25 protein-coding genes are annotated in these 21,514 nt (G+C 63.0%); 10 read left to right on the forward strand and 15 right to left on the reverse strand.

The features are described from left to right. Window positions 1–3: 3 nt before the first annotated feature. From ACMGF9_RS16470 to ACMGF9_RS16480, 3 genes are all read right to left on the reverse strand, one after another. Complete coding sequence (locus tag ACMGF9_RS16470; protein WP_004939331.1) at window positions 4–522, reverse strand: GNAT family N-acetyltransferase; 519 nt, start codon at window positions 520–522, stop codon at window positions 4–6. A gap of 2 nt (window positions 523–524) precedes the next feature. Next, the gene (locus ACMGF9_RS16475; protein WP_015377131.1) at window positions 525–1,094 is read right to left on the reverse strand and encodes a helix-turn-helix domain-containing protein; all 570 of its coding nucleotides are present in this window, start codon (window positions 1,092–1,094) and stop codon (window positions 525–527) included. 135 nt (window positions 1,095–1,229) lie between these two features. Further along, window positions 1,230–2,684: an MFS transporter gene (locus ACMGF9_RS16480; protein ID WP_015377130.1), complete on the reverse strand. Its 1,455-nt coding sequence runs from the start codon at window positions 2,682–2,684 to the stop codon at window positions 1,230–1,232. A 103-nt stretch (window positions 2,685–2,787) separates the two neighbouring features. Here ACMGF9_RS16480 and ACMGF9_RS16485 point away from each other — a divergent pair, with 103 nt between their 5' ends. From ACMGF9_RS16485 to ACMGF9_RS16500, 4 genes are all read left to right on the forward strand, one after another. Next, window positions 2,788–3,441 carry a helix-turn-helix transcriptional regulator gene (locus ACMGF9_RS16485; protein ID WP_015377129.1) on the forward strand — a complete coding sequence of 218 codons (654 nt, stop codon included), beginning with the start codon at window positions 2,788–2,790 and terminating at the stop codon, window positions 3,439–3,441. 175 nt (window positions 3,442–3,616) lie between these two features. After that, window positions 3,617–4,111, forward strand: coding sequence for a DUF2878 domain-containing protein (locus tag ACMGF9_RS16490; protein ID WP_015377128.1), 495 nt, complete (start codon window positions 3,617–3,619; stop codon window positions 4,109–4,111). Between the two features lie 108 nt (window positions 4,112–4,219). Next, entirely contained in the window at window positions 4,220–5,143 is a 924-nt protein-coding gene (gene yedA, locus ACMGF9_RS16495) for a drug/metabolite exporter YedA (RefSeq protein WP_015377127.1), read from the forward strand. Between the two features lie 103 nt (window positions 5,144–5,246). Then, window positions 5,247–5,423 carry a hypothetical protein gene (locus ACMGF9_RS16500; protein ID WP_004939348.1) on the forward strand — a complete coding sequence of 59 codons (177 nt, stop codon included), beginning with the start codon at window positions 5,247–5,249 and terminating at the stop codon, window positions 5,421–5,423. On the opposite strand, the gene ACMGF9_RS16505 is transcribed toward ACMGF9_RS16500, so the two are convergent. Then, complete coding sequence (locus ACMGF9_RS16505; RefSeq protein ID WP_118892303.1) at window positions 5,411–6,322, reverse strand: LysR family transcriptional regulator; 912 nt, start codon at window positions 6,320–6,322, stop codon at window positions 5,411–5,413. The genes ACMGF9_RS16500 and ACMGF9_RS16505 overlap by 13 nt on opposite strands. Before the next feature lie 98 nt (window positions 6,323–6,420). Here ACMGF9_RS16505 and ACMGF9_RS16510 point away from each other — a divergent pair, with 98 nt between their 5' ends. The 3 genes from ACMGF9_RS16510 to ACMGF9_RS16520 all read left to right on the forward strand — a co-directional run bounded on the left by ACMGF9_RS16510 (window position 6,421) and on the right by ACMGF9_RS16520 (window position 7,992). Continuing rightward, window positions 6,421–6,786 carry a DUF6516 family protein gene (locus ACMGF9_RS16510; RefSeq protein ID WP_004939355.1) on the forward strand — a complete coding sequence of 122 codons (366 nt, stop codon included), beginning with the start codon at window positions 6,421–6,423 and terminating at the stop codon, window positions 6,784–6,786. Next, window positions 6,786–7,166: a MarR family transcriptional regulator gene (locus tag ACMGF9_RS16515; RefSeq protein WP_004939357.1), complete on the forward strand. Its 381-nt coding sequence runs from the start codon at window positions 6,786–6,788 to the stop codon at window positions 7,164–7,166. Before ACMGF9_RS16510 ends, ACMGF9_RS16515 begins: the two co-directional genes overlap by 1 nt. A 106-nt stretch (window positions 7,167–7,272) precedes the next feature. Further along, on the forward strand, window positions 7,273–7,992 hold the full coding sequence (locus tag ACMGF9_RS16520) for an SDR family oxidoreductase (protein WP_118892304.1): 720 nt from the start codon (window positions 7,273–7,275) through the stop codon (window positions 7,990–7,992). Window positions 7,993–7,998: 6 nt separating this feature from the next. On the opposite strand, the gene ACMGF9_RS16525 is transcribed toward ACMGF9_RS16520, so the two are convergent. From ACMGF9_RS16525 to ACMGF9_RS16560, 8 genes are all read right to left on the reverse strand, one after another. Continuing rightward, window positions 7,999–8,781, reverse strand: coding sequence for a phosphate/phosphite/phosphonate ABC transporter substrate-binding protein (locus ACMGF9_RS16525; protein ID WP_162895234.1), 783 nt, complete (start codon window positions 8,779–8,781; stop codon window positions 7,999–8,001). Window positions 8,782–8,788: 7 nt separating this feature from the next. After that, the gene (locus ACMGF9_RS16530; RefSeq protein WP_004939366.1) at window positions 8,789–9,562 is read right to left on the reverse strand and encodes an ABC transporter permease; all 774 of its coding nucleotides are present in this window, start codon (window positions 9,560–9,562) and stop codon (window positions 8,789–8,791) included. Further along, a complete protein-coding gene (locus ACMGF9_RS16535; RefSeq protein WP_118892306.1) occupies window positions 9,559–10,494 on the reverse strand; it encodes an ABC transporter ATP-binding protein in 936 nt (311 codons plus the stop codon). Before ACMGF9_RS16535 ends, ACMGF9_RS16530 begins: the two co-directional genes overlap by 4 nt. Next, the gene (locus ACMGF9_RS16540; protein WP_015377121.1) at window positions 10,491–11,651 is read right to left on the reverse strand and encodes an ABC transporter permease; all 1,161 of its coding nucleotides are present in this window, start codon (window positions 11,649–11,651) and stop codon (window positions 10,491–10,493) included. The genes ACMGF9_RS16535 and ACMGF9_RS16540 overlap by 4 nt, the downstream gene beginning before the upstream one ends. 61 nt (window positions 11,652–11,712) lie before the next feature. Further along, window positions 11,713–12,642, reverse strand: coding sequence for an ABC transporter substrate-binding protein (locus ACMGF9_RS16545; RefSeq protein WP_004939374.1), 930 nt, complete (start codon window positions 12,640–12,642; stop codon window positions 11,713–11,715). 13 nt (window positions 12,643–12,655) lie between these two features. Continuing rightward, window positions 12,656–13,714 (reverse strand): fatty acid desaturase, encoded by a 1,059-nt coding sequence (locus ACMGF9_RS16550; RefSeq protein ID WP_118892307.1) that lies wholly within the window; start codon window positions 13,712–13,714, stop codon window positions 12,656–12,658. 929 nt (window positions 13,715–14,643) lie between these two features. Beyond that, complete coding sequence (locus ACMGF9_RS16555; protein WP_075684837.1) at window positions 14,644–15,006, reverse strand: cell envelope integrity TolA C-terminal domain-containing protein; 363 nt, start codon at window positions 15,004–15,006, stop codon at window positions 14,644–14,646. A 43-nt stretch (window positions 15,007–15,049) separates the two neighbouring features. Beyond that, window positions 15,050–15,961, reverse strand: a complete 912-nt coding sequence (locus ACMGF9_RS16560; RefSeq protein WP_004939387.1) for a LysR substrate-binding domain-containing protein — start codon at window positions 15,959–15,961, stop codon at window positions 15,050–15,052. Between the two features lie 140 nt (window positions 15,962–16,101). Here ACMGF9_RS16560 and ACMGF9_RS16565 point away from each other — a divergent pair, with 140 nt between their 5' ends. From ACMGF9_RS16565 to ACMGF9_RS16575, 3 genes are read left to right on the forward strand one after another with little or no spacing between them, the layout of a single operon-like run. Continuing rightward, window positions 16,102–16,746, forward strand: coding sequence for a hydrolase (locus ACMGF9_RS16565; RefSeq protein WP_004939390.1), 645 nt, complete (start codon window positions 16,102–16,104; stop codon window positions 16,744–16,746). Between the two features lie 48 nt (window positions 16,747–16,794). Further along, window positions 16,795–17,340: an antibiotic biosynthesis monooxygenase gene (locus tag ACMGF9_RS16570; RefSeq protein ID WP_004939393.1), complete on the forward strand. Its 546-nt coding sequence runs from the start codon at window positions 16,795–16,797 to the stop codon at window positions 17,338–17,340. Between the two features lie 21 nt (window positions 17,341–17,361). Next, on the forward strand, window positions 17,362–19,233 hold the full coding sequence (locus ACMGF9_RS16575) for an amidohydrolase (RefSeq protein WP_015377117.1): 1,872 nt from the start codon (window positions 17,362–17,364) through the stop codon (window positions 19,231–19,233). Window positions 19,234–19,335: 102 nt separating this feature from the next. On the opposite strand, the gene ACMGF9_RS16580 is transcribed toward ACMGF9_RS16575, so the two are convergent. The 3 genes from ACMGF9_RS16580 to ACMGF9_RS16590 form a co-directional block, all read right to left on the reverse strand. Then, window positions 19,336–20,466: a Gfo/Idh/MocA family protein gene (locus ACMGF9_RS16580; RefSeq protein ID WP_015377116.1), complete on the reverse strand. Its 1,131-nt coding sequence runs from the start codon at window positions 20,464–20,466 to the stop codon at window positions 19,336–19,338. 228 nt (window positions 20,467–20,694) lie between these two features. Continuing rightward, window positions 20,695–21,318: a glutathione S-transferase family protein gene (locus ACMGF9_RS16585; RefSeq protein WP_004939402.1), complete on the reverse strand. Its 624-nt coding sequence runs from the start codon at window positions 21,316–21,318 to the stop codon at window positions 20,695–20,697. A gap of 9 nt (window positions 21,319–21,327) precedes the next feature. Beyond that, complete coding sequence (locus ACMGF9_RS16590) at window positions 21,328–21,510, reverse strand: DUF1127 domain-containing protein (protein ID WP_004939404.1); 183 nt, start codon at window positions 21,508–21,510, stop codon at window positions 21,328–21,330. Window positions 21,511–21,514: the final 4 nt, after the last annotated feature.

Here is a 21,514-nt window from a genome sequence, read left to right on the forward strand (position 1 = left end):
GCCTCACAGCAGTTTGTACATATAGCAGGTGGCCTCCAACGCCCCGCCGTCGCTGGCGCGGGCGTATTGCGGGATGTCGCCCGCCGCCTCGAACCCCAATTGGCGGTACAGCCCCTGCGCCGCGCTGCCGCTCAGGGTGTCCAGCACCAACAGGCTGCGGCGATGACGCGCCGCCAGCGCCTGCACTTCCTGCATCAACAGCCGGGCAACGCCCTGCCGCCGCGCCTGCGGGTGCACCATCAGCTTGACCACTTCCGCGCGGTGGCGGCCGTTGTCCGGCATCGCCAGCAGCAGTTGCACGGTGCCGACCGGTCGGCCGTTCGCGAGCGCCACCAGCATCGCACGCTCTCCCCGCGCCAGAGCCGGCAGCACCCCCTGCCAAAATGCCTGCGCCTGTTCCTGCGTAAAGGGCATGACAAAACCGATGCTGGCGCCGTGCGCCACGCTGGCGTGCAGCATCTCGGCCAAGTCGGCAATGGCGCTTTGCGCCGCAGCGGCATCCCACTGTTGCAATTCAATCATGGCTATGGCCTACAGATAACGAGCGTGTAATGAGCCGGCTCATCGCCGGGGACATGGAAACGGGAGGCGCCGAACAGGCGGTAGCGCAGGCAGTCGCCGGCCGACAGCCGGAAAACGCGCCCTTCCAGGGTCAATTCCAACTGCCCGGACAGCAACCAGAGGTGATGTTCCAGCGCCGGAATCGACGGCAGGTCGTAATCGATCTGCGCGCCGGCATCAAGCCGGGCTTCGATAAACTCGGCCTTATACAGCGCGGCGGGTGGGGAAACGGAGCGACGGTGAAAACCGCTGGCGCGATCGACCCAAACCGGTTGCTGCTGCGGCCGCAGCAGCTCCGGCGGCTCGTCTTCGATTTCGCTCAACAGGCGCGACATGGTCAACCCGTAGGCGGCGCACAGCCGGTTCAGCAACGACGCCGTCGGGCTGGTCTCGGCACGCTCCACCCGCGAGAGCGTCGCCCGGCTAAGACCGGTGCGCTGCGCCAATTCCTCCAGCGACCACGCCCGCTGCTGGCGCAAATCCGCCAGCCGCTGCGCCAACCTCAGGTCGGCAGTCTCCAAACCGTTATCCACCGCTCACACTCCGCTTGAAAATCCCATATAAGAGAAATAATCTCAAATTAGAGATATAGCAAGCGGATTTTAAAAAATATCGCGCAGGAAGAACGCCAGGATCACCGCAAACATCGCCGAATGAGGAGAAGCGTTCTAGCACTCGCGCGAGGGCGGAGTTTGTACAAAATTGCCCGTCTCTGCGCCCGGCGGCGCGATCGCGGCACAGCGCCAGGCGCTGAATACCGCCAGCAGCGGCGCCAGCGCGAACGCCAGGAACAGCCAACGCGCCGCCGATGCCGCGCCCGCCGCGCCGCCCGGATCGTTCAGCCCCGCCAGATTGGCGATCATCCCGGCCAGCGCCGCGCCGAATGCGGTGGCGAACAGCTGCACCGTGGTAATTGAAGCGCCGGCGATATCTTTGTCCGCTTCAGGCGCCACCTGCAAAATGCGCGTCAGCAGATGCGGCCAACCGAAGCCGATGCCGAACCCTACCAGCGACAATGCGATAACGATCGGCGTCAGCGCCTGCCAGTCACCGCCGGAGGGCGTCGGCATCAGGATCGCCAACGCCAGCAGGCCCACCAGCACGAACAGCGGCCCGCTGACGATCGCCCGGCGAATGCCCGCCCCGCGCCAGCCGGAGCTGAGGATTTCGGACAACGTCCAACCGGCGGCCATGGTGGCGGCGATATAGCCGGAGATCAGTGGCGACTGGCCGTGCAACAGCTGCAGGAAATAGGGCACGAAGATTTCGCTGGTCATGCCGATCACCAGCAACGAGACCGTAATATAGAGCGCCGCCAGCGATGAGCCGCGCCGCAGCGAGCCATGCGGCAACAGGCGCGCGCGTGCGTGCGCCTCGCGCTTCATCAGCCAGGCCATCAGCACCAGCGAAAGCGCGATGCCCGCCAGATTGATCCAGACGCTGTGCGCCAGGCTGCCGGCGGACACCACCAGCACCGCCACGGTCAGCAACAGCAGTTGCGCAGTCGGCAACGGCGCGGCCGCCTGCTGCGCCTTGCCTTTGGGCAGGATCAGGAAGGTAAACGCAGCGTACAGCGCCATGATCGGCAGCAGAATGCCGAAAGCCCAACGCCAGGCGTGCAGCTCGGCAAAAATGCCGCCCACTGCCGGCCCCACCAGGGTGGCGATGCCCCACATCGCCGAGATAAGCGCCATGGCGCGCGGCCACAATCGCTGCTCGAACACCAGGTTGATCATCGCGTAGGAGAGCGCAAAGATCAGCCCGCCGCCGAAGCCCTGCACCGTGCGGCCGATCAGCATCACCGGCATGCTCGGCGCCAGCGCGCACAGCGCCGCCCCGACGATAAAGAACAGCGAAGCCACCAGATAGGCGCTACGCGCGCCGTAACCGCTGAGCAAGCGGGCAGACAACGCGGAGCCGAGGATCGACGCCACCACGAACAGCGTAGTGTTCCAGGCATAGAGATCCAGCCCGCCGATATCCTGCACCACCGAGGGCAGAATGGTGGTGGCGACCAGAATATTGATGGCATGCAGCGCCACGCCGAGCGAAAGCGCGATCGCACTGGCCGCATTTTTGCCGGAGAAAAGGTCGCTCCAGCGGCTGTCGTCATGGGTTATCACGGTTGTCGTCCTGTTTTCAGAGGAATGGCATTGAGTTGGTCATAAGATTGCGTTAAATTTAACAAGAGTTATCTTGGAATAAGTTAGGGCGAGGCGGAGAAATATGTCAAGAATAAACTTGGAAAATAGCGGCAGCACCGCACAATCGGTCAGTGACCGCTTGCTGACGTTATTGAAAACCCGCGGCCCGCAGCTAGCTTCTGACGCAGGAAAAGTGCTCGGCACCACCGGTGAGGCGGCACGCCAGCAGTTCGTCAAGCTGGCGAAAGAGGGGTTGGTCGAAGCGGTGGCGGAAACGCGCGGCGTGGGCCGCCCGGTGCAGCTGTGGCATTTGACCTCTGCCGGGAACGCGCGCTTTCCCGATACCCATGCGGATCTGACGGTGCAGCTGCTGCGCACCGTGCGCGACAAGTTGGGCGAACAAGCGATCGACGTGCTGATCGAGACCCGCGAGCAGGAAAACCGCATCAACTACAAGCAGGCGATGATCGGCGCCACCGAGCTGCGCGAACGCGTGGCGCGCCTGACCGAGATCCGCTGCCGCGAAGGGTATATGGCCGAATGGCGCCAGGAGGAGGACGGTTCCTATCTGCTGGTGGAAAACCACTGCCCGATCTGCGCCGCCGCCACCGTCTGCCAGGGCTTCTGCCGGGCGGAATTAAGCATCTTCACCGAAGTGCTGCAGGCGCAGGTGGAGCGCGCCGAACACATTCTGGCCGGCTCGCGCCGCTGCGCCTACCGGATTTCCCGCCTGTAACACCGGTTTTTGCCCACGTTTTCAACCGGTACAGATTATTCTGCTTGTGCACCCCGCACCTTCCCTTCTAAGGTTGAACTAACGAACATTCAGGCAAACAGCGGGCCTCGCGCCCGCTCTGGCAAATCCGTCGGCGCTTGGCGCAGCGGCAGAGTAACCCCACGGGAGTTGAACGATGAAGAAGCCGCATGCCGGATTCTGGCTGGCGACGCTGGGACTGGGCGTTTGCTGGCTGCTGGCGCTGCTGACTCGCGATCGGCTCAACGGCATACTGCTGGCCGGCGCGGCGCTGGCGCTGATCTTTACCCCTGCCGCCCGCCGCAAAGGCGCGGCCCTGGCCGCCCTGGGCGGTATCGGCATGGATGGGCTGTGGAGCTACAGCGGCGTGCTGCACTACAGCGGGCAACACGGCCTGCCGCTCTGGACCATCGCGCTGTGGATCGGCTTCGGCTGCTGGTGGTATTGGTTGCTGGACGTGGTCAGAGCGGCCCCCTGGCCGCTGGCGGTGTTGGGCGCCGCCGTCGGCCCCTTCGCCTACGCCGTGTCCTGGAAGCTGGACGCCTTGTTGCCCGGCGTGCCGCCCGAGTTCATGCTGCTGCTGCTGGCCGTCGGCTGGTCGATTTACCTGCCGGCCGTCAGCTGGTTGCAGTGGAAACAGCAAGGCCATTGAACGGCTTTCAGCCGCCGGAAAAATAATGCCGAAGGCCATTGCTTATCGGTTGCCCGATCGGGTTTACTGAGCGTTCTAATAATAATCATTCCCGCAAAATACAATCCTATGCTTAGCCAACAAAGCCGTAGCGTCCTGCCGTTGATCGGGGCGTTGTTCACGTTATATATCGTTTGGGGTTCCACCTATTTCGTCATTCGCCTCGGCGTCGCGCAGTGGCCGCCGCTAATGATGGCCGGCATTCGCTTTCTGACAGCCGGTATCGTGCTGTTCAGTTTCCTGGCCTGGCGCGGCCACGCCCTGCCGACGCTGAAGCAGTGGCTGGCCGCCGGCGCCATCGGCATTCTGCTGCTGGCGGTGGGCAACGGCCTGGTGACGGTGGCGGAACACCAACATGTGCCCTCCGGCATTGCCGCGGTGATGGTGGCGACGGTGCCGCTGTTCACCCTCTGCTTCAGCCTGCTGTGGGGCATGCGCAACACCAAACTGGAATGGGCCGGCATCGCGCTCGGGTTGGTGGGCATCGTGCTGCTCAACACCGGCAACAACCTGGTGGGCAACCCGACCGGCGCGCTGCTGATTTTGCTGGCTTCGGCCAGCTGGGCCTTCGGATCGGTGTTGGGATCGCGCATCTCGCTGCCGGCCGGGCCGATGGCCGGCGCGGCGGAGATGCTGGTCGCCGGCGTGGTGTTATTGGCAGCCAGCCAGCTGAGCGGCGAGCGCCTCACTCAGATGCCGAGCACCGGCGGCTTTCTGGCGCTGGGCTATCTGATCGTCTTCGGTTCGATGCTGGCGATCAGCGCCTATATGTTCTTGTTGAAGAACGTGCGCCCGGCGGTCGCCACCAGTTACGCCTACGTCAATCCGGTGGTGGCGGTGCTGCTCGGCATCGGTTTTGCCGGCGAATCGCTGGCGCCGCGCGAGTGGCTGGCGCTGGTGATCATCGTGGCGGCGGTGGTGCTGGTGACGCTGGGAAAATACCTGTTCGCCCGCCCGGCCAACGTGCAGGCCATCGACTGCGAACGGCGATGATCACAAAGGGCGGTCTGCGGGCCGCCGTTAAAAACGATTCTTGTTTCACCCGGCGAAGGGGCTATAATTCCCGCTGTTCCAAGCAACCTGCGAAATTATTCCTATGCTGAAAAAAGCGTTCGTCATCGTCATCGCCCTGTGCGCCTTCGGTTCTCTGGGCGGCGTATTCCTCGCCGGGCTGAACATCTACACCCGTTCCACCACCCCGCACGAAGAAAGCGCGCCTGCCGGGGATACCGCCGCTACGCCGGCGCAAACCGAAACCCTTCAGGCCAAGTGATCGTCCATCCAGCGCTGGCAGCGCTGCTGTAAAAAGCGCTGCAGTTGCCTGACGCGCTCCGACACCTGCGAACGATGCGGGCAGACCAGATTGATCGGCACCGCGTCGCTGCGCCATTCCGGCAACAGTTGCACCAACCGCCCGGCGCGAATATCCGCCGCCACGTCGATCGCCGACTTGCGCACCACGCCGTGCCCGGCCAGCGCCCAGCGCCGCGCGACCTCACCGTCATCGGTAAAATAGCTGCCGTTCAGCGGCAGCTCGACCAGCTCCTCACCGCGCCACAGCCGCCATTCCACCTGCCGTTTGCCGCTGGGCTGATACACCAGAATGCTGTGCCGAACCAGATCGGCCGGCGCTTGCGGCGCGCCATGCCGCCGCAGATAATCCGGGCTGGCGCAGATCAGCCGCCGATGCTGCGGCAGGATCGGCAGCGCCACCAGCGAAGAGTCGGCCAGCGGCCCGAAGCGCAACGCCACATCCACCGGTTCGCGGAACAGATCCGCCTGCCGATCGTTGATCAGAAGCTGCAGCTGAATGTGGGGATGCTGTTGCCGAAACTCGTCCAGCCAGCCGAGCAGCAGATTGCGGCCAAAATCCGACGGCGCGGAAATCTGCAGCACTCCGGACAGCCCCTGATGCTTCTCGCGGATCGCCTGCTCTCCTTCGGCCAACGCCCCCAGCGCCAGGCGCGCGCTGTCGAGATAGCGCGCCCCCTCCTCCGTTAACCTCAGGCTGCGGGTGGAGCGCACCAGCAGCCGCGCGCCCAACTGCTGCTCCAGCCTTTTCACCGCAATGCTGGCCGCCGCCGGCGTGATATCCAGCGCGCGCGCCGCGGCGGAAAAACTGCCGCCGTCCACCGTGCGGACAAACACCTCGAGATCGACAAATGAGGTCATGTATTTCCCTTCTTAGAGAGCCGGATTCACGGCGTATCGGATTGACGATAAAACGCCCAATAGTTATGATTAGATCATAATAAATGGAGCTTTGATCAATGGATGAACACAACGGACTGGACTACATCCTTAGCCTGCATGGCACGCGGGTCAATCGTGAGGATGGCTATTGGTGGAAAATCGAGGCCTGGACGGTGACCCAAACGGCCTTTATCCCTCACGGCATCCGTTACAATTTGACCTTGCATGATAACCACAATACCCGGGTTTTTGGCATAGATAACGCGCATGCCATTAAAACACCCCGCAAAGGTAAATTTTCAGGCCGCGTCGTTTATGATCACCAACATGACTCCCCGACGGACAAAGGCTCACCCTACGAGTTTCATTCCGCCTATCAGTTGGTGGAAGATTTCTTTACCCGGATAGACGAAGTCATACGCAAGAGAGAAAACCGAGGTTGATGATGAAAGCACTGATTGGCGTGATGCCTGAAGAACTGATTCGCAAGCGCACACTGGCGATCGCAAAAGGGGAATACCAGCCACAGGAACGTGAGCCCAAAGTGTGGTTTACGTCGATGATTGCGCTGGCCCAGGTGCTCAGCAACGAGAATATTGCCCTGCTGCGTCTGATCGACACTGCCCGCCCCGAGACCATCAGCCAGTTGGCCGAACTGTCCGGCCGGCAGGTCAGCAATCTGTCCACCACGCTGAAAACGCTGAGCGGGCACGGCCTGGTGGCACTGGAAAAACAGGGGCGTTCAGTGAAACCCCGGGCGCTGTTTACCGATTTCGAAATCATCGTGGATCAGAAGCTAAACGCCCGCTTTAGCGCAGCATGATCTTTAAAATTCATTAACAAGTGTTTGTCAGTAAGGCCGATTGTTAGGTCATTTTCAATCAGGAAAGATAGATCCCGTTGAAACTTACCTAAAAAGAGGCCTTAACATGACGATTCCCGACTCCCCCCTGAAACGACAAAAGCTGGTGATCCTGGGCGGCACCAGCGGCATTGGCGCCGCGGTGGCCTACGCGGCGGCGGCGCGTGGCGCTGAAGTGGTGCTGGCTTCGCGTCGTCTCCCTCACGCCGGGGAGAAGAACGACGCGCTGCGCCTGATGCAGGCCGATCTGACCGATGACGCGTCGCTACGCGCGCTGTTCGCCGCCGTCGGCGCTTTCGACCATTTGGTTATCACCGCCGGGCCGTTGGTGCAGGCGAAGCCGCTGGCGGAGACCGCCCTTGAACAGGCGCAGGCCGACTTCAACGTCAAATTCTGGGGAAGTTTGCGCGCGGTGCAGGCGGCGCTGCCGACGCTGGCGCCGCAGGGCTCGATCACCCTGACCTCCGGCCAGCTGTCGCGCAAATACCTCGGCGGTCAGTTGATCAAAACCGGCATCAACGCCGCGCTGGAAGCGGTCGGCAAACAGCTGGCGAAGGAACTGGCGCCGCGGCGGGTAAACGTGGTCAGCCCCGGCATCACCGCCACCGAAGCCTACGACGGCATGAGCGCCGCACAGCGTCAGGCGCTGTTCGAACGGGTTGGCGTCAGCCTGCCGGTCGGCAGGGTCGGGCAGGCGGCCGACGTCGCGGCGGGTTATCTGCTGGCGATGGAGAATGGCTTCGTCACCGGCAGCGTGATCGACATCGACGGCGGCGGCCTGCTGTAACGGCGGCTAGAGCGCCGTCACGCCCTGCGCGGCAGCCTGCTGTTCCAGCACGGTGATAATCTGGTAGGCCGAACGCGGCACCAGGCTGAAATCGCCGATCAGCAGGCGGTCGCTGACCGCCTCATCCAGCATCGCTCGGGCGCCGGCGCGCAGAATTTCCAGCTGCTCCGGCGGCGTGCCCGCGGCGGTGATCAGCGGCAAACCCGGCACCGCCGCCGTGCGACCGATGATTTTCAGCCCTTCCAACGCTTGCGGCTGTGCGCGGCGCAGCAGTTCCATGCTGATGGAATCGATGGCGGCGATATCGGCCTGCCCGCTGCGGATCAGCTTCAGCGACTGATAATGCGCGCCGGAGGCGATAGCCGCGCCGAAGAATTTCCCGTCCTGCGCCAGCGGCGCGATCAGCGCGCGCAGGCCGTTGTAACCGGACTGGGAATCGGTACTGTTATAGGCCGCCGTCCGGCCGCGAAAATCCGCCAGCCGCTCGCCGGGGTCGTCCGCGCGCACCACCAGCCAGCTGCGGTAATTCGGCCCGTCGCACCCTTCCACCCGATAATGATAGGTGCCGATCAACTGTATCTGCGGCAGACTGCTGACCAACGGATAACCGCAGGTTTGGCTGAGCAAGAGATCCTCGCGTCGCCAGTGCTGCGCCAGATCGTCCGGCCAGCTGAGCCGTTCCGGCGCCGCCGGCAACCCCAGCCGCAGCAGCTTGTCGCGCAACACCTGCCAGAAGGATTCGGCCTGCTCCCGGCCAACGCCGTACATCGGTAGAGACACCTGCATCATTTCCCCCTTACCCCGCCGGAGTGGTCGCCAGCGTCTGCTGACGCCAGGCGGTGAGATAACGCACCCAACGTTCGAACAGCATATCGGTGATAATAGCCAACAACGCCACAACCGCCGCGCCCTGGATCACATAGGCGGTGTTAAAGCCGCTCAGGCCGATGATGATCGGCGAACCGAGCGTCTTGGTGCCGACGGTGGAAGCGATGGCCGCCGTGCCGATATTGATGATCACCGAGGTGCGGATCCCGGCGACGATCACCGGCGCCGCCAGCGGCAGTTCAACCCGCCACAGAATTTGCCAGGCACTCATCCCCACGCCGCGGGCGATCTCGCGCGTGGCGGGCGGCACCGATTCGATGCCCGCCAGCGTGCCCTGCAGGATCGGCAGCAGGCCGTACAATACCAGCGCAATGATCGCCGGCTGTTCGCTGAAGCCCATCACCGGCACCGCTACCGCCAGCACCGCCACCGGCGGGAAGGTCTGCCCCACCGCCACCACCGTTTCCACCAGCGAACGAAACTCCCGGCCGCTGCGTCGGGTCACGGCCACGCCTGCCGCCACGCCGAGAGCCACCGCGATCAGGCTGGAGATCGCCACCAGCGACAGGTGCGCCCCCACCAGCGCGATAAAGCTGTCCTGCTGGTAAATGGGCCGCTCCAGATCGGGGAACCAGGCGGCGAACAGGCCGCGCAGATGATCCATGCCGAACACCAGCGCCAACAGCAGCGCCAGCGTCCAGGGCAACGGATCGCGCAGCAGGCGCCCGATGCGCCCGCTCATGACAGCGCCTGCCCGGCGATCAGATCATTGAAGTGCAACACCCCCAACGCTTCGCCCCGTTCATCCACCACCGGCAGGCAGTCGCTGCCGCGCGCCACGAACACCGACAGCGCCTCGCGCAGGCTCATGGCGGCGGCGATCGGCTCGCCCCCGGCGACACCGGGCCGCACCCGCTCCGCCACCGTCCCCAGCGACAGCAGCTTGATGCCGCGATCGCTGCGCCCGAAGAAATCACGCACGAAATCGTTGGCCGGGGCGGTCAACAGCGTCAGCGGCGTGCCCTGCTGCACCACCCGCCCCTGATCGAGCAACACCAGACGATCCGCCAGGCCCAGCGCTTCGTCGATGTCGTGCGTCACCAGCACGATAGTGCGGCCGGAGAGCTGATGGATGCGCGCGATCTCCGCCTGCAGCGCCGTGCGGGTGACCGGATCCAGCGCGCCGAACGGTTCGTCCATCAGCAACACCTCGGGATCGGCAGCCAGCGCGCGCGCCACCCCCACCCGCTGCTGCTGCCCGCCGGACAGCTGGTGCGGATAGCGGCGGCGAAACAGATCCGGCTCCAAATGCAGCAGCTCCAACAGTTCGGTCACCCGATCGCGAATGCGCGCGCGCGGCCATTTCAGCAGCTGCGGCACGGTGGCGATGTTCTCCTCCACCGTCCAGTGCGGAAACAGGCCGATCGATTGGATCGCATAGCCCATGCGCCGCCGCAGATCCTGCGGTTTGAACGACTGGATCTCTTCGCCGGCAAAGAGAATCTTGCCCCTATCGTGTTCGATCAGGCGATTGATCATTTTTAACGTCGTGGACTTACCGGAACCCGAGGTGCCGATCAACACGGTGAATTCGCCCTCGGCGATGTGCAGCGTGAGATCGTCCACCGCCGGCTTGCCCTGAAAAATTTTGCTGACTTGCTCAAAGTGAATCATCGGCGCGATACGTCCAGGATTGAAACCCAAAATTTAAACAGCGAATCGACGATGACCGCCATCATGACCACCGGGATCACCCCCAGCAGAACCAGATCCAGCGCGCTGCTGAGCAGCCCCTGAAATACGATGGCGCCAAAACCGCCGGCGCCGATCAGCGCCGCCACCACCGCCATGCCGACGGTCTGCACCGCCAGAATGCGCACGCCGGTCAGGAACAGCGGCAGCGCCAACGGCAGCTGCACGCGCAGGAAGATCTGCCCGCGCGTCAACCCCATGCCGGTGGCGGACTCAATCACGCCGGCCGGCACGCTTTGCAGCCCCGCCACCACGCTGCGCACCAGCGGCAACAGCGCGTACAGCACCAGCGCCACGATCGCCGGCGCCATGCCGATACCGCTGACGCCGTGTTCCGCCAGCCAGGGCACCGCCACCGCCAACCCCGCCAGCGGCGCGATCAGCAGGCCGAACAGCGCGATCGACGGTACGGTCTGGATAATGTTCAACACGGAGAAGATCGGCCGCTGCCAGCGCTCGGAACGAAAGCACAGCACCCCGAGCGGCACACCGATCGCCAGCGCCGGCGCCATCGTCGCCAGCAGAATGGTCAGGTGCTGCAGCAGCGCGGCGTCAAACACCTCCTGCCGATTATGGTACTCCTTCAGCAGCGACAGCTGATCGAGCTGATGGCCGAACAGCAGCAGCGCCGGCGGCACCAGCACCAGCGCGTTGCCGAGCATCCGCCGCAGGTGCGACGCGGTGAGACGCGCCATGGCGTCGGCGGCGATCAGCAGGCTCAGCGCCATGGTCAACCAGCAGCCGCTGCCCCAGGAGGTGCGTGCCAGGCGCGATCCCTCCTGCGCCAGACGCCCGGCGGCCTGCCCGCTGATCCAGAACGCCAGCGTCAGCACCCCGCAGGCGGCCAGCGCCGCCAGCAGCGCCCGCCCCCGCGTCGGCGGCAGCAGGCTGAGGATCGCCAATGCCGCCAGCGGCAACAGCAGCCACAGCGCCGGGCCGTGCAGCAGGGAGAACAAGGAGAGGCTTTTGCCCGACAACAGGCGATTGGGGGCATAACTGAGGAACGGCAGGCCGAACGCAGCCAGCAGCAACAGCATGAACAGCGTCAACAAGACGCGATGTTTTACGGCGATAGTCAAAGAAACGCTCCGGCTCCCTCGGTTTACCCCCTCTCCCGACGGCAAAGGGGGCACCTCGGCATTATCCCTTAACAAACCCTTTCTCTTTCAGGTAAGCGGCCGCCACCTGTTTGGCGTCCTGGCCTTCCACAGCGATCTGCGCGTTGAGTTTTTGCAGCGTCGGCCCGTCCAGCGAGGCGAACACCGGCTTCAGCAGTTCAGGCAGATTGGCGTGCGCCTTCAGCGCCGCTTCACGCACGATCGGCGCCGGCGCGTAGATCGGCTGTACGCCTTTCGGATCCGCCAGCGTCTGCAGCCCCAGCGCCGCCACCGGGCCATCGGTGCCGTAGGCCATCGCCGCGTTGACGCCGGAGGTCTGCTCCGCCGCCGCCTTGATGGTCACCGCCGTATCGCCGCCGGCCAGGGACAGCAGCTGATCCTGATTCAGCTTGAAGCCGTAGGCATTCTGGAACGCCGGCAGCGCATCCGGCCGCTCGATAAATTCCGCCGAGGCCGCCAGCTTGAACTTGCCGCCGCCGTTGATCCACTTGCCGAGATCCGCCAGCGTTTTGAGATGGTTGGCGTCCGCCACGTCCTGACGAATGGCGATGGTCCAGGTGTTGTTGGCCGGCGCCGCATCGAGCCAGACGATTTTGTTTTTGTCGTAGTCGAGCTGCTTCACCTTCTCGAAGCCGGCCTGGGCGTTCTTCCACGCCGGGTCCTTCTCATCGGAGAAGAAAAACGCGCCGTTGCCGGTGTATTCCGGGTAGATGTCGATCTCGCCGGAAGTGATGGCGCCACGCAGCACCTTGGTGGTGCCGAGCTGCAGCTTGTTGGTGGTTTTGATGCCGTTGGCTTCCAGCACCTGCACGATGATGTTGCCGAGCAGCGAACCTTCGGTATCGATCTTGGAGCCGACGCGCACCGAGTCGGCCGCCTGCGCCAGACCGCCGACGGCCAGCAGAGCCAGCGCGACGGCAAAGGAACGTCCGCGTGATAAGGTGATTGCCATACTTTTCCTCTGGTTATATGTTTTCCGGCTCATGGGCCAGTTCGGTTGGAAAATCCTGAGAAACGCGCTTCCAGCGCGCAATAAGTTTTTTCTTCGGCCGGGCGCCGCGTTCCTCCCGCCGCTCGCAGGCGCTCAGCGGATGCACGCCGACGTCGATCGGCGTCAGTGCGTAATCGCGCAGCCACTCGCCATAACCCTGCGCGACGAATCCCTGGCTGCGGCGCTGATACGCCTCGCGTTCCGCCAGATAGACTTCGCGCAGGCCATACCAGGGCAAGCCGGGCAAATCGTGATGCACTAAATGGTAGTTCAGATTGAGAAACAGCAGCCGCCACGGCCAGCCCGCCTCATTAATAATAGAACGTGCCTGCGGTGCGTCCACGGCGCGATGCTCAAAAAACGATCTTACCTTGGTCAGCGCCAGCGCCGGGTAGCTGATGGCCAACAGGTAAAACGCCGTGCCGATGCCCTGCATCTGCAGCCAGTGCAGCAGCGCCGCCAGCAGCGACAGATGCGCCAGCCACATCGCCCAGGCGCGCAGATCGCCCGCTGCAAGCGTCTTCACTGCGCCGAACAGCGTGGTGACGATATCCAGCGCCGGGCCGAGGAGCACCCGGCCGATCAGCGTATTGCGCACCGCGGCCAGCCGCGGCAGCAGGCGGGGATAACGCCGCCACTGTGCGGCGCTGAAGTAGTAACTTTCGGGATCTTCATGCGGATCGGTCAGGTGGTCGTTGCGGTGGTGGCGCAGATGCGAATCCCGATACAGCCCGTAGGGATACCACACCGCCAGCGGCAACAGGCCGAATAGCTGATTGACGCGCGGCCAGCGCGTCGGATGGCCGTGGATCAGCTCGTGTTGCAGCGACATATACCCGGTGGTCAGCAGGATCAGCAGCGGCGCGCCAAGCCACGGGCCCAGCGCCTGCCAATAATGCGCCACGCCGAACCAGCCGCCGTACACTGCCGCCATGATCCCCCAGGTGGGCAACTCCAGCCGCCAGTGCCAGCGCCGATGAAGCCGCCGGATGCGGTCGCGTTGTTCAGGGTGCAAATAGTGGGCGTGGGACATGCTGCGGCTCGCGGTTGGGGATTTTCCCCCAGTATCCGTGAGCCGTACCGGCGTTCAAAATAACGAAAATGGCAAAGCTAAGTGAAAATTCAGCGGGTTGCGTACGCGGCAAAGCGAAAAAACGGGCCGCGCAGGCGGTAATATCAGCCAGTTAAACCTGACTGGCATTTTTTATCCCATCTTTGTGTGTTTTGTGTAGCCTGAATTGCCGTAAATGTTCCGCATTTCTGTGTTACTACAATGAACGGCAATTGGAGGGGCCGAAGGCGCGGCCCCTCCACCCGCGCCTTCGCTTAACACCGTCTGTCCGCTGTGCGGATGCCCTCGCCGCGTCTGCATTGTCGGGCGGGTCGGCTACGACAAACGTCCCTGTTAGTCTCGCCTCAACCGGCCTTCCCTGGCCGGTTGCCCCTGACAACGCTGTCTTGCTCGGCAGCCGGTGATGCGCGCCAAAGGTCAACACCCGAGCTGGCAGCTACCGGGCAACCCATATATCGCAAAGAAGACGAATCGGAGATGAGCACGGTATTGGACGCCCTTGAAGACGCCGAACGCAGGCATAGCGCATTAGGCGAAACCGCCATGGACGGCGGTTTCAGGTGAGACAGGCAGGGACGCCTGTCGCAACCGGCCTCAATGCGGTATGGCGGAGAGAGGACAAATCTGCCTGGAGCAGATTTGAACGCTGCTTGCAGCGGCCCCGAAGGGGCGAGGCCCAGGGATGGGCTGAGTAACGTTGGCAAAGCCAACCGTCTGATAGGGCAAAGGCGCGGGTTGCCAGGGGCCGCGCCTTTCGGCCCCTGGCTCGGTCGAGGTGCAGGAGCCTCATGATGCACCTCTCATTTATCGACCGAAAACGTCACGAGTACTTCAAAAAAACGCTAACTGACAAGCATTGGCCGCGCAGACGGCCCGTCGGTCATATCCCTTCAGGGAACGAAATCGAGCACCACGGCGTTGAACAGCGCGTATTCGGTAGCGCTGGCCATCGGCGGAAGCTGCGCGCGCTGCACCGCAGCGCTCGCCGCTGCGCACAGGGGCGCATCGCCTCTTACGATCTTGCTGCTCGCCAGCTTGCCGTCCGGCTGCAAACGGATAGCGAGGGTACAACGCTGACCGTGCGCATGTTCCGGCAAGCGCAGCTCGCGGCTCACCGCGTTATGCACCCGCTCCGGGTAACTGAGCTGCGTTGCGGCCAGTGCCGGGGCCTGCGGCAACGGTATGCCGGCCTCACGCCCGGCGCCGCAGCCGCTCAGCAGCAACAACGCCAACAGGCTTAGTGTCTTTTTCATTCCCGATGTCCTTATTGGGGGATTTATCCTTATCGAGCGGCCCTCACTGCGCCGCCGGGTAGGCCTCGCCGTCGTCCGCGTAGCGCTGCAGCCGTTCGCGCCACCATTTGGCCGCCAGGCCGCTGGCGCTTTCCCGCCAACCGAAATAGGCGATGTCGCTGCAGCGTTCCGATTCAACGCGTTTCGCCACCAGTTCGCCGCTGTTCAGGTAAGGTTCCGCCAAAGAACGCGGCAGATAGCCGCAGCCCAGCCCGGCCAGCTGCGCCTGCAGCTTGGCGTCGAAACCGAAGACCGTCAGCGTATCCTGCTCTTCCAGCAGATTCAGGCTCTGCGGCGCGTTGACGCGCGAAGTGTCGCGCACCACCACCGCCCGGTGCTGACGGATTTCGTCCTTCGGCAAGGGTTCCGGCAATGCCGCCAGCGGATGCTGCGGCGCGACGGCGAACACGTAATCCAGCTGCCCCAGCCTGCTGAACGCATAGCCCACCCGTGACGGCGGCTCGCAGATGGCGCCGATGATAATGTCGGCGCAGCCGTAAACCAGCGACTCCCAGGAGCCGGCCAGCACTTCGTGGCTGAAACGCAGCCGGGTATGGTGATGCTGCCGATAGAACTCGTCGATCAGCGGCAACAGGCGGGCAAACGGGAAAGAGGCGTCAATCCCGAGCGTGATTTCGCTTTCCCAGCCGTTTTCGACATAGCGCGCCTGCTGCTCCAGATCCTGCGCCGCCCGCAGCAGCACCCGCCCCTTTTCCAGCATCAACTTGCCGGTATCGGTGAACTTCGCCCGATGCCCGGAGCGATCGAGCAGGGTGATGTCGAGATCGTTCTCCAGCTTTTGCACCATATAGCTCAGTGCCGAAGGGGTTTTAAACAGTGCGGCGGCCGCGGCGGCGAAAGATCCGTGCCGGTCCAGCGCGTCCAAAATCAGCAGCGCTTCCAGGTTTAATCTCATGCTTTCTCCCGTGTATAAAAAAACTCAACAAGTCGGCAAAAATTCTGCGGTATCTTTGAAATCGCCCTCTGCCTACCATGGGTTTTATCGGCGTTACACTCATCAGATGTTCAACCGAAATATCACTGGGAAGGTAAATTATGTCCAAGTTTCAACTGCTTGATAAAGACAATTCCGCACTGATTTTTATCGATCATCAACCACAAATGGCCTTCGGCGTGGCTAATATTGATCGTCAGCAACTGAAAAACAACGTTGTTGGTTTGGCGAAGGCAGGCAAGATTTTCAACGTTCCCACCCTTTTCACCTCGGTCGAAACCGAAAGCTTCAGCGGCTATATCTGGCCGGAACTGCTGGCGGTACACCCTGAAATCACCCCGATTGAACGCACCTCGATGAACTCCTGGGAAGACGCGGCCTTCGTTAAAGCCGTGGAAGCCACCGGCCGTAAAAAGCTGGTGATCTCCGCGCTGTGGACCGAGGTGTGCCTGACCTTCCCGGCGCTGATGGCGCTGGAAGCCGGCTATGAAGTGTATGTGGTGACCGACACCTCCGGCGGCACCTCCGTCGATGCGCACGAACGTTCGATCGACCGCATGGTGCAGGCCGGCGCCGTACCGGTGACCTGGCAGCAGGTGCTGCTGGAGTACCAACGCGACTGGGCGCGCAAAGATACCTACGACGCGGTGATGGCGCTGGTGCGCGAACACAGCGGCGCGTACGGCATGGGCGTCGACTACGCTTACACCATGGTGCACCACGCACCGGCCCGCACGGTGAAATAATTCCCCTTGCCCCGGCCTCGCGCCGGGGTATTTTCAGGAGTCGGTTTTATGGCCCATCCGCAGCATGTCACGCTGGTGATCACCCACCGTTTGGCACCGGGGAACGAACAGGCCTATGAGGCCTGGCTGAACCGCATCATGCCCGACGCCGCAGGCTTCACCGGCCATTTAGGCGTCAACGTGATTCGCCCTTCCGGCGACGAACAGGCCTATACGGTGCTGGTCCGCTTCGACAATCTCGACAATCTCTACCGCTGGCTCAACTCGCCGCAGCGCAAGCAATACATCGAAGAAGTCACTCCGCTGTTGCTGGAGAACGACCATATCGAGATCCGCCCCGGCGCAGAGTTCTGGTTTACCCCGCCCAACCCCAGCGTGCGCCAGCCGCCCCAGTGGAAGCAATTCATCATCACCCTGCTGGTGATCTTTCCATCCACCAATCTGGTGCCCTGGTTTTGGGGACGGGTGCTGCCGCAGCTGGACGGCTCGCTGCTCGGCCATTTTCTCAATGACGCCACCGTGGTCGCCCTGGTGGTGTACCTGTGGATGCCTATCGTGACTCGCGTTTTTCATCAATGGCTGACCCGCCGCTAGGCGGTTCGCCGGGAGAATGTTATGAACCACCACGCTTCATTGATCATCACCAACGGCAAGTTTCACACCGTTGACCGCCAACACCCCACCGCGCAAGCGGTCGCCATCCGCGACGGCAAGTTTCTGGCGGTCGGCAGCGAAAGCGAAGTCATGCAGCACGCCGGGCCGGAAACCCAGGTGATCGATCTGCACGGCCACACCGCCATTCCCGGCCTGAACGACTCGCACCTGCACCTGATCCGCGGCGGCCTGAACTATAACCTGGAGCTGCGCTGGGAAGGCGTGCCCTCGCTGGCCGACGCGCTGCGCATGTTGAAAGAACAGGCGCTGCGCACCCCGAGCCCGCAATGGGTGCGGGTGGTCGGCGGCTGGACCGAATTCCAGTTCGCCGAGCGCCGCATGCCGACGCTGGACGAAATCAACCAGGCGGCGCCGGACACGCCGGTATTTATTCTGCATCTCTACGATCGCGCGCTGCTCAACCGTGCGGCGTTGAAGGTGGTCGGCTACACCAAAGACACGCCGAACCCGCCGGGCGGCGAGATCCAGCGCGACGCCAACGGCAACCCGACCGGCATGCTGATCGCCAAACCCAACGCCATGATCCTGTACGCCACGCTGGCGAAAGGGCCGAAGCTGCCGCTGGAGCAGCAGGTCAACTCCACCCGCCAGTTTATGCGTGAGCTGAACCGCCTCGGTCTCACCAGCGCCATCGACGCCGGCGGCGGCTTCCAGAACTACCCGGAGGATTATCAGGTGATCGCCGAGCTGCACGAGAAAAAGCAGCTGACCATCCGCATCGCCTATAACCTGTTCACCCAGCGGCCTAAACAGGAGCTGGAAGACTTCGAGCTGTGGACCGACATGCTCAAGCCGGGCCAGGGCACCGACTTCTATCGCCACAACGGCGCCGGCGAGATGCTGGTGTTTTCCGCCGCCGACTTCGAAGACTTCCTGCAGCCGCGCCCGGATCTGCCGCCGGGCACCGAAGACGAACTGGAGCGGGTGGTGCGCCATCTGGTCGAGCACCGCTGGCCGTTCCGCCTGCACGCCACCTATGACGAATCCATCAGCCGCATGCTGGACGTGTTCGAGAAGGTGAACCGCGACATTCCGTTCAACGGGCTGCACTGGCTGTTCGACCACGCCGAAACCATTACCGAGCGCAATATCGAGCGCGTCAAGGCGCTGGGCGGCGGCATTGCGGTGCAGCACCGCATGGCGTTCCAGGGGGAGTATTTCGCCGACCGTTACGGCATCGAAGCCACCAAACATACGCCGCCGGTGGCGAAAATGCTGGCGGCCGAGCTGCCGGTCGGGCTGGGCACCGACGCCACCCGCGTCGCCAGCTACAACCCGTGGACGGCGCTGTACTGGCTGGTCTCCGGCCGCACCGTCGGCGGCATGGCGATGTACGACGACAGCGCGCGGCTGGATCGAGAAACGGCGCTGATGCTGTGGACGCAAGGCAGCGCCTGGTTCTCCACCGAGCAGGGCAAGAAAGGCCAGATCAAGGTCGGCCAACTGGCGGATTTGGCGGTGCTGTCGCAGGACTATTTCAGCGTGCCGGAAGAGCAGATCAAAGGCATCGAGTCGGTGATGACGGTGGTGGACGGCAAAGTGGTCTACGCCGCCGGCAGCTTCTCGCCGCTGGCGCCGCCGCCGCTGCCGGTGCTGCCGGAGTGGTCGCCGGTCACCCAGGTGCCGGGCCATTACCGCTCCGCACCGCCGTCGGCGGCGGCCCGCGTCGGGGTAGTGAGCCAGGCGCATCAATGCTGCGGCCCGTGCGGCGTGCATGCACACCAGCATGACATCGCGCGCCGCTCCAGCATCCCGGTGTCGGACGAGAATGCCTTCTGGGGCGCGTTCGGCTGTTCGTGTTTCTCGTTCTAAGTTATCAAGCCAATAACTTATTATAAAGTTAACTTAATAAGCTATTAAGCTGGCAACATAATAAATTAATGGCGCTGTCCACGGGAGAGCGCCATTTCATTTTCAATCGCGGTTGATCTCCAGCCAGCGCCGCTGTTCGGCGGAGGCGGCTATCGCGTCCAGCACGCACGACACCTTCCAGCCCTCTTCAAAGTCCGGCCACATGCGATCGCCCGCGGCGATGCCGTTGACCAGATCGCGGATCTCCACCGTCTTCTGATCGTTAAAACCAATGCCGTGCCCGGCGCTGATGCAAAACGCCGCATAGTCCGGGTGCTTCGGCCCCACCAGCAACGTCTTGAACCCCTGCCGCTCCGCCGGTTCATCGTGCCGATACAGCTTCAGCTCCGCCATCCGTTCCTGGGTATAACTCAGCGTGCCTTTGGTGCCGGTAACCACATAGGTCAACCCCATCTTGCGCCCGCAGGCAATGCGCGACGTTTCGATAGTGCCCATCGCGCCGCCGGCGAAACGCAGCAACGCACTGGCCTGATCTTCGTTTTCCACCGGGTGCAGGCGCGTCGGGTCCTGCGGATCCGGGCGCTGTTTGATCACGGTCTGCATATCGCCGGAAACCGCCACGATATCGCCCACCAGGTAGTGCGCCATATTGACGATGTGCGCCGCCAGATCCCCGAGCGCGCCTAATCCGGCGCTGGCGCGGCGGCAGTGCCAGTCGATCGGCGTGCGCGGATCGGCCAGATAATCCTCATTGTGGGTGCCGTAAAAATGCACCACCTCGCCGATTTCGCCGTTGGCGATAATTTCGCGCGCCAGTTGGCTGGTGGGGTTTTTCATGTAGTTAAAACCGACCAGCGTTTTCACCCCCTTGGCGCGCGCGGCCTGCACCATCTCCGCCGCGTCGGCGGCGTCCAGCGCCAGCGGCTTTTCCGAATACACGTGCTTGCCGTGGCGGATCGCCGCCAGCGCCATCTCTTTATGCAAAAAGTTGGGGGCGCAGATGTCCACCACATCGATCGCCGGATCGGCCACCAGCTGCCGCCAGTCGCCGGTCGAGCGCGCAAAGCCGAATTCGGCGGCGCGCTGCGCCGCCAGCTCGGGCGTCACTTCCGCCAGCATCTCCAGCACCAGGTCCCCTTTCAGAGGAAAGACCGTGGCGGCCTGCGCATAGGCGATAGCGTGACAACGCCCGATATAACCGGTGCCGATTAACCCAACGCGTACCTGTTTCATCATTTTCTCCCGTGACCAAAACTCTGCGTAGAACCAGGCGTCGCTCAATGAAACGCGCCGGTTGATAACGGGTTTATATGGAATATAAATTTCAATAACAAGCACACAGGAAAATAAAGTTCATATTCGTGATGCCGTTCATGAAACGTTGACGGGATGATGTAATGAGGAAAGTCCGGACACGGCGGGGCGTATCCGGACAAGATAAAATGAACCGTTTATTTCATATCACGGTAAACCGTTAGCACCGTGCTGCACGTAGCCAGGGCGTTGCAACAGACGCTGCTGATAGGCCGCCAGCGCCGCATAATGCGGCCGCTCGAACGGCGTCATCAGCCAGCGGTTCAGCGACAGCCCCAGCACCACGTCCGCCAGCGTGAAGGCGGCGCCGGCGGCATAAGGGCCGTGCTGCGCCAGATGTGCGTCCAACAAGCCCATCAGCCGGTTCCATTCGCGCTCGGCGGCTGCCAGGCTGGCGGCATCCTGATAATCCGCATGCCCACGCACCCGCGACATAAACACGTAGCGCCAGGCGCCGTTCAGATCGGTGGCCTGCCAGTCCATCCACATCTCCACCGCCGCGCGCGCGCCGGGTGCCTGCGGCAGCAGATCTTGCCGCCCTTCCCGCCCCGCCAGATAGCGGCAAATGGTATTCGACTCCCACAGCACCCGCTCGCCGTCGATCAGCACCGGCACCAGGCCGTTGGGATTCAGCGCCAAAAACGCCGGCTCCTGCGTGGAGCGATAACCGCTGCCCCAGTCCTCCCGTTCCAGCGTCAGCCCCAACTCCTGACAGGTCCATAACACCTTGCGCACGTTGATCGATGAGGCTTTACCCAATAATTTCAGCATTGACTTTCCTTATTCTCTCCAGAACGGTTTATACCCTTCCCTCCAGGCCTCCGCCCGCGTCAGGCCGATATCCGCCAGCTGCCTGTCGTTCAGCAGCAGTAACTCTCTGCGCGTTCTGCGACGCAACAAATACCAACGCCAGCGTGACCAGCCTACCCGTCGCCACATCGTCATGCCATCAAACAGAGCCATTTTA

Origin of the sequence: Serratia sp. BNK-23 (assembly GCF_047456145.1) — a bacterium.
Classification (GTDB): Bacteria; Pseudomonadota; Gammaproteobacteria; order Enterobacterales; family Enterobacteriaceae; genus Serratia; species Serratia nematodiphila.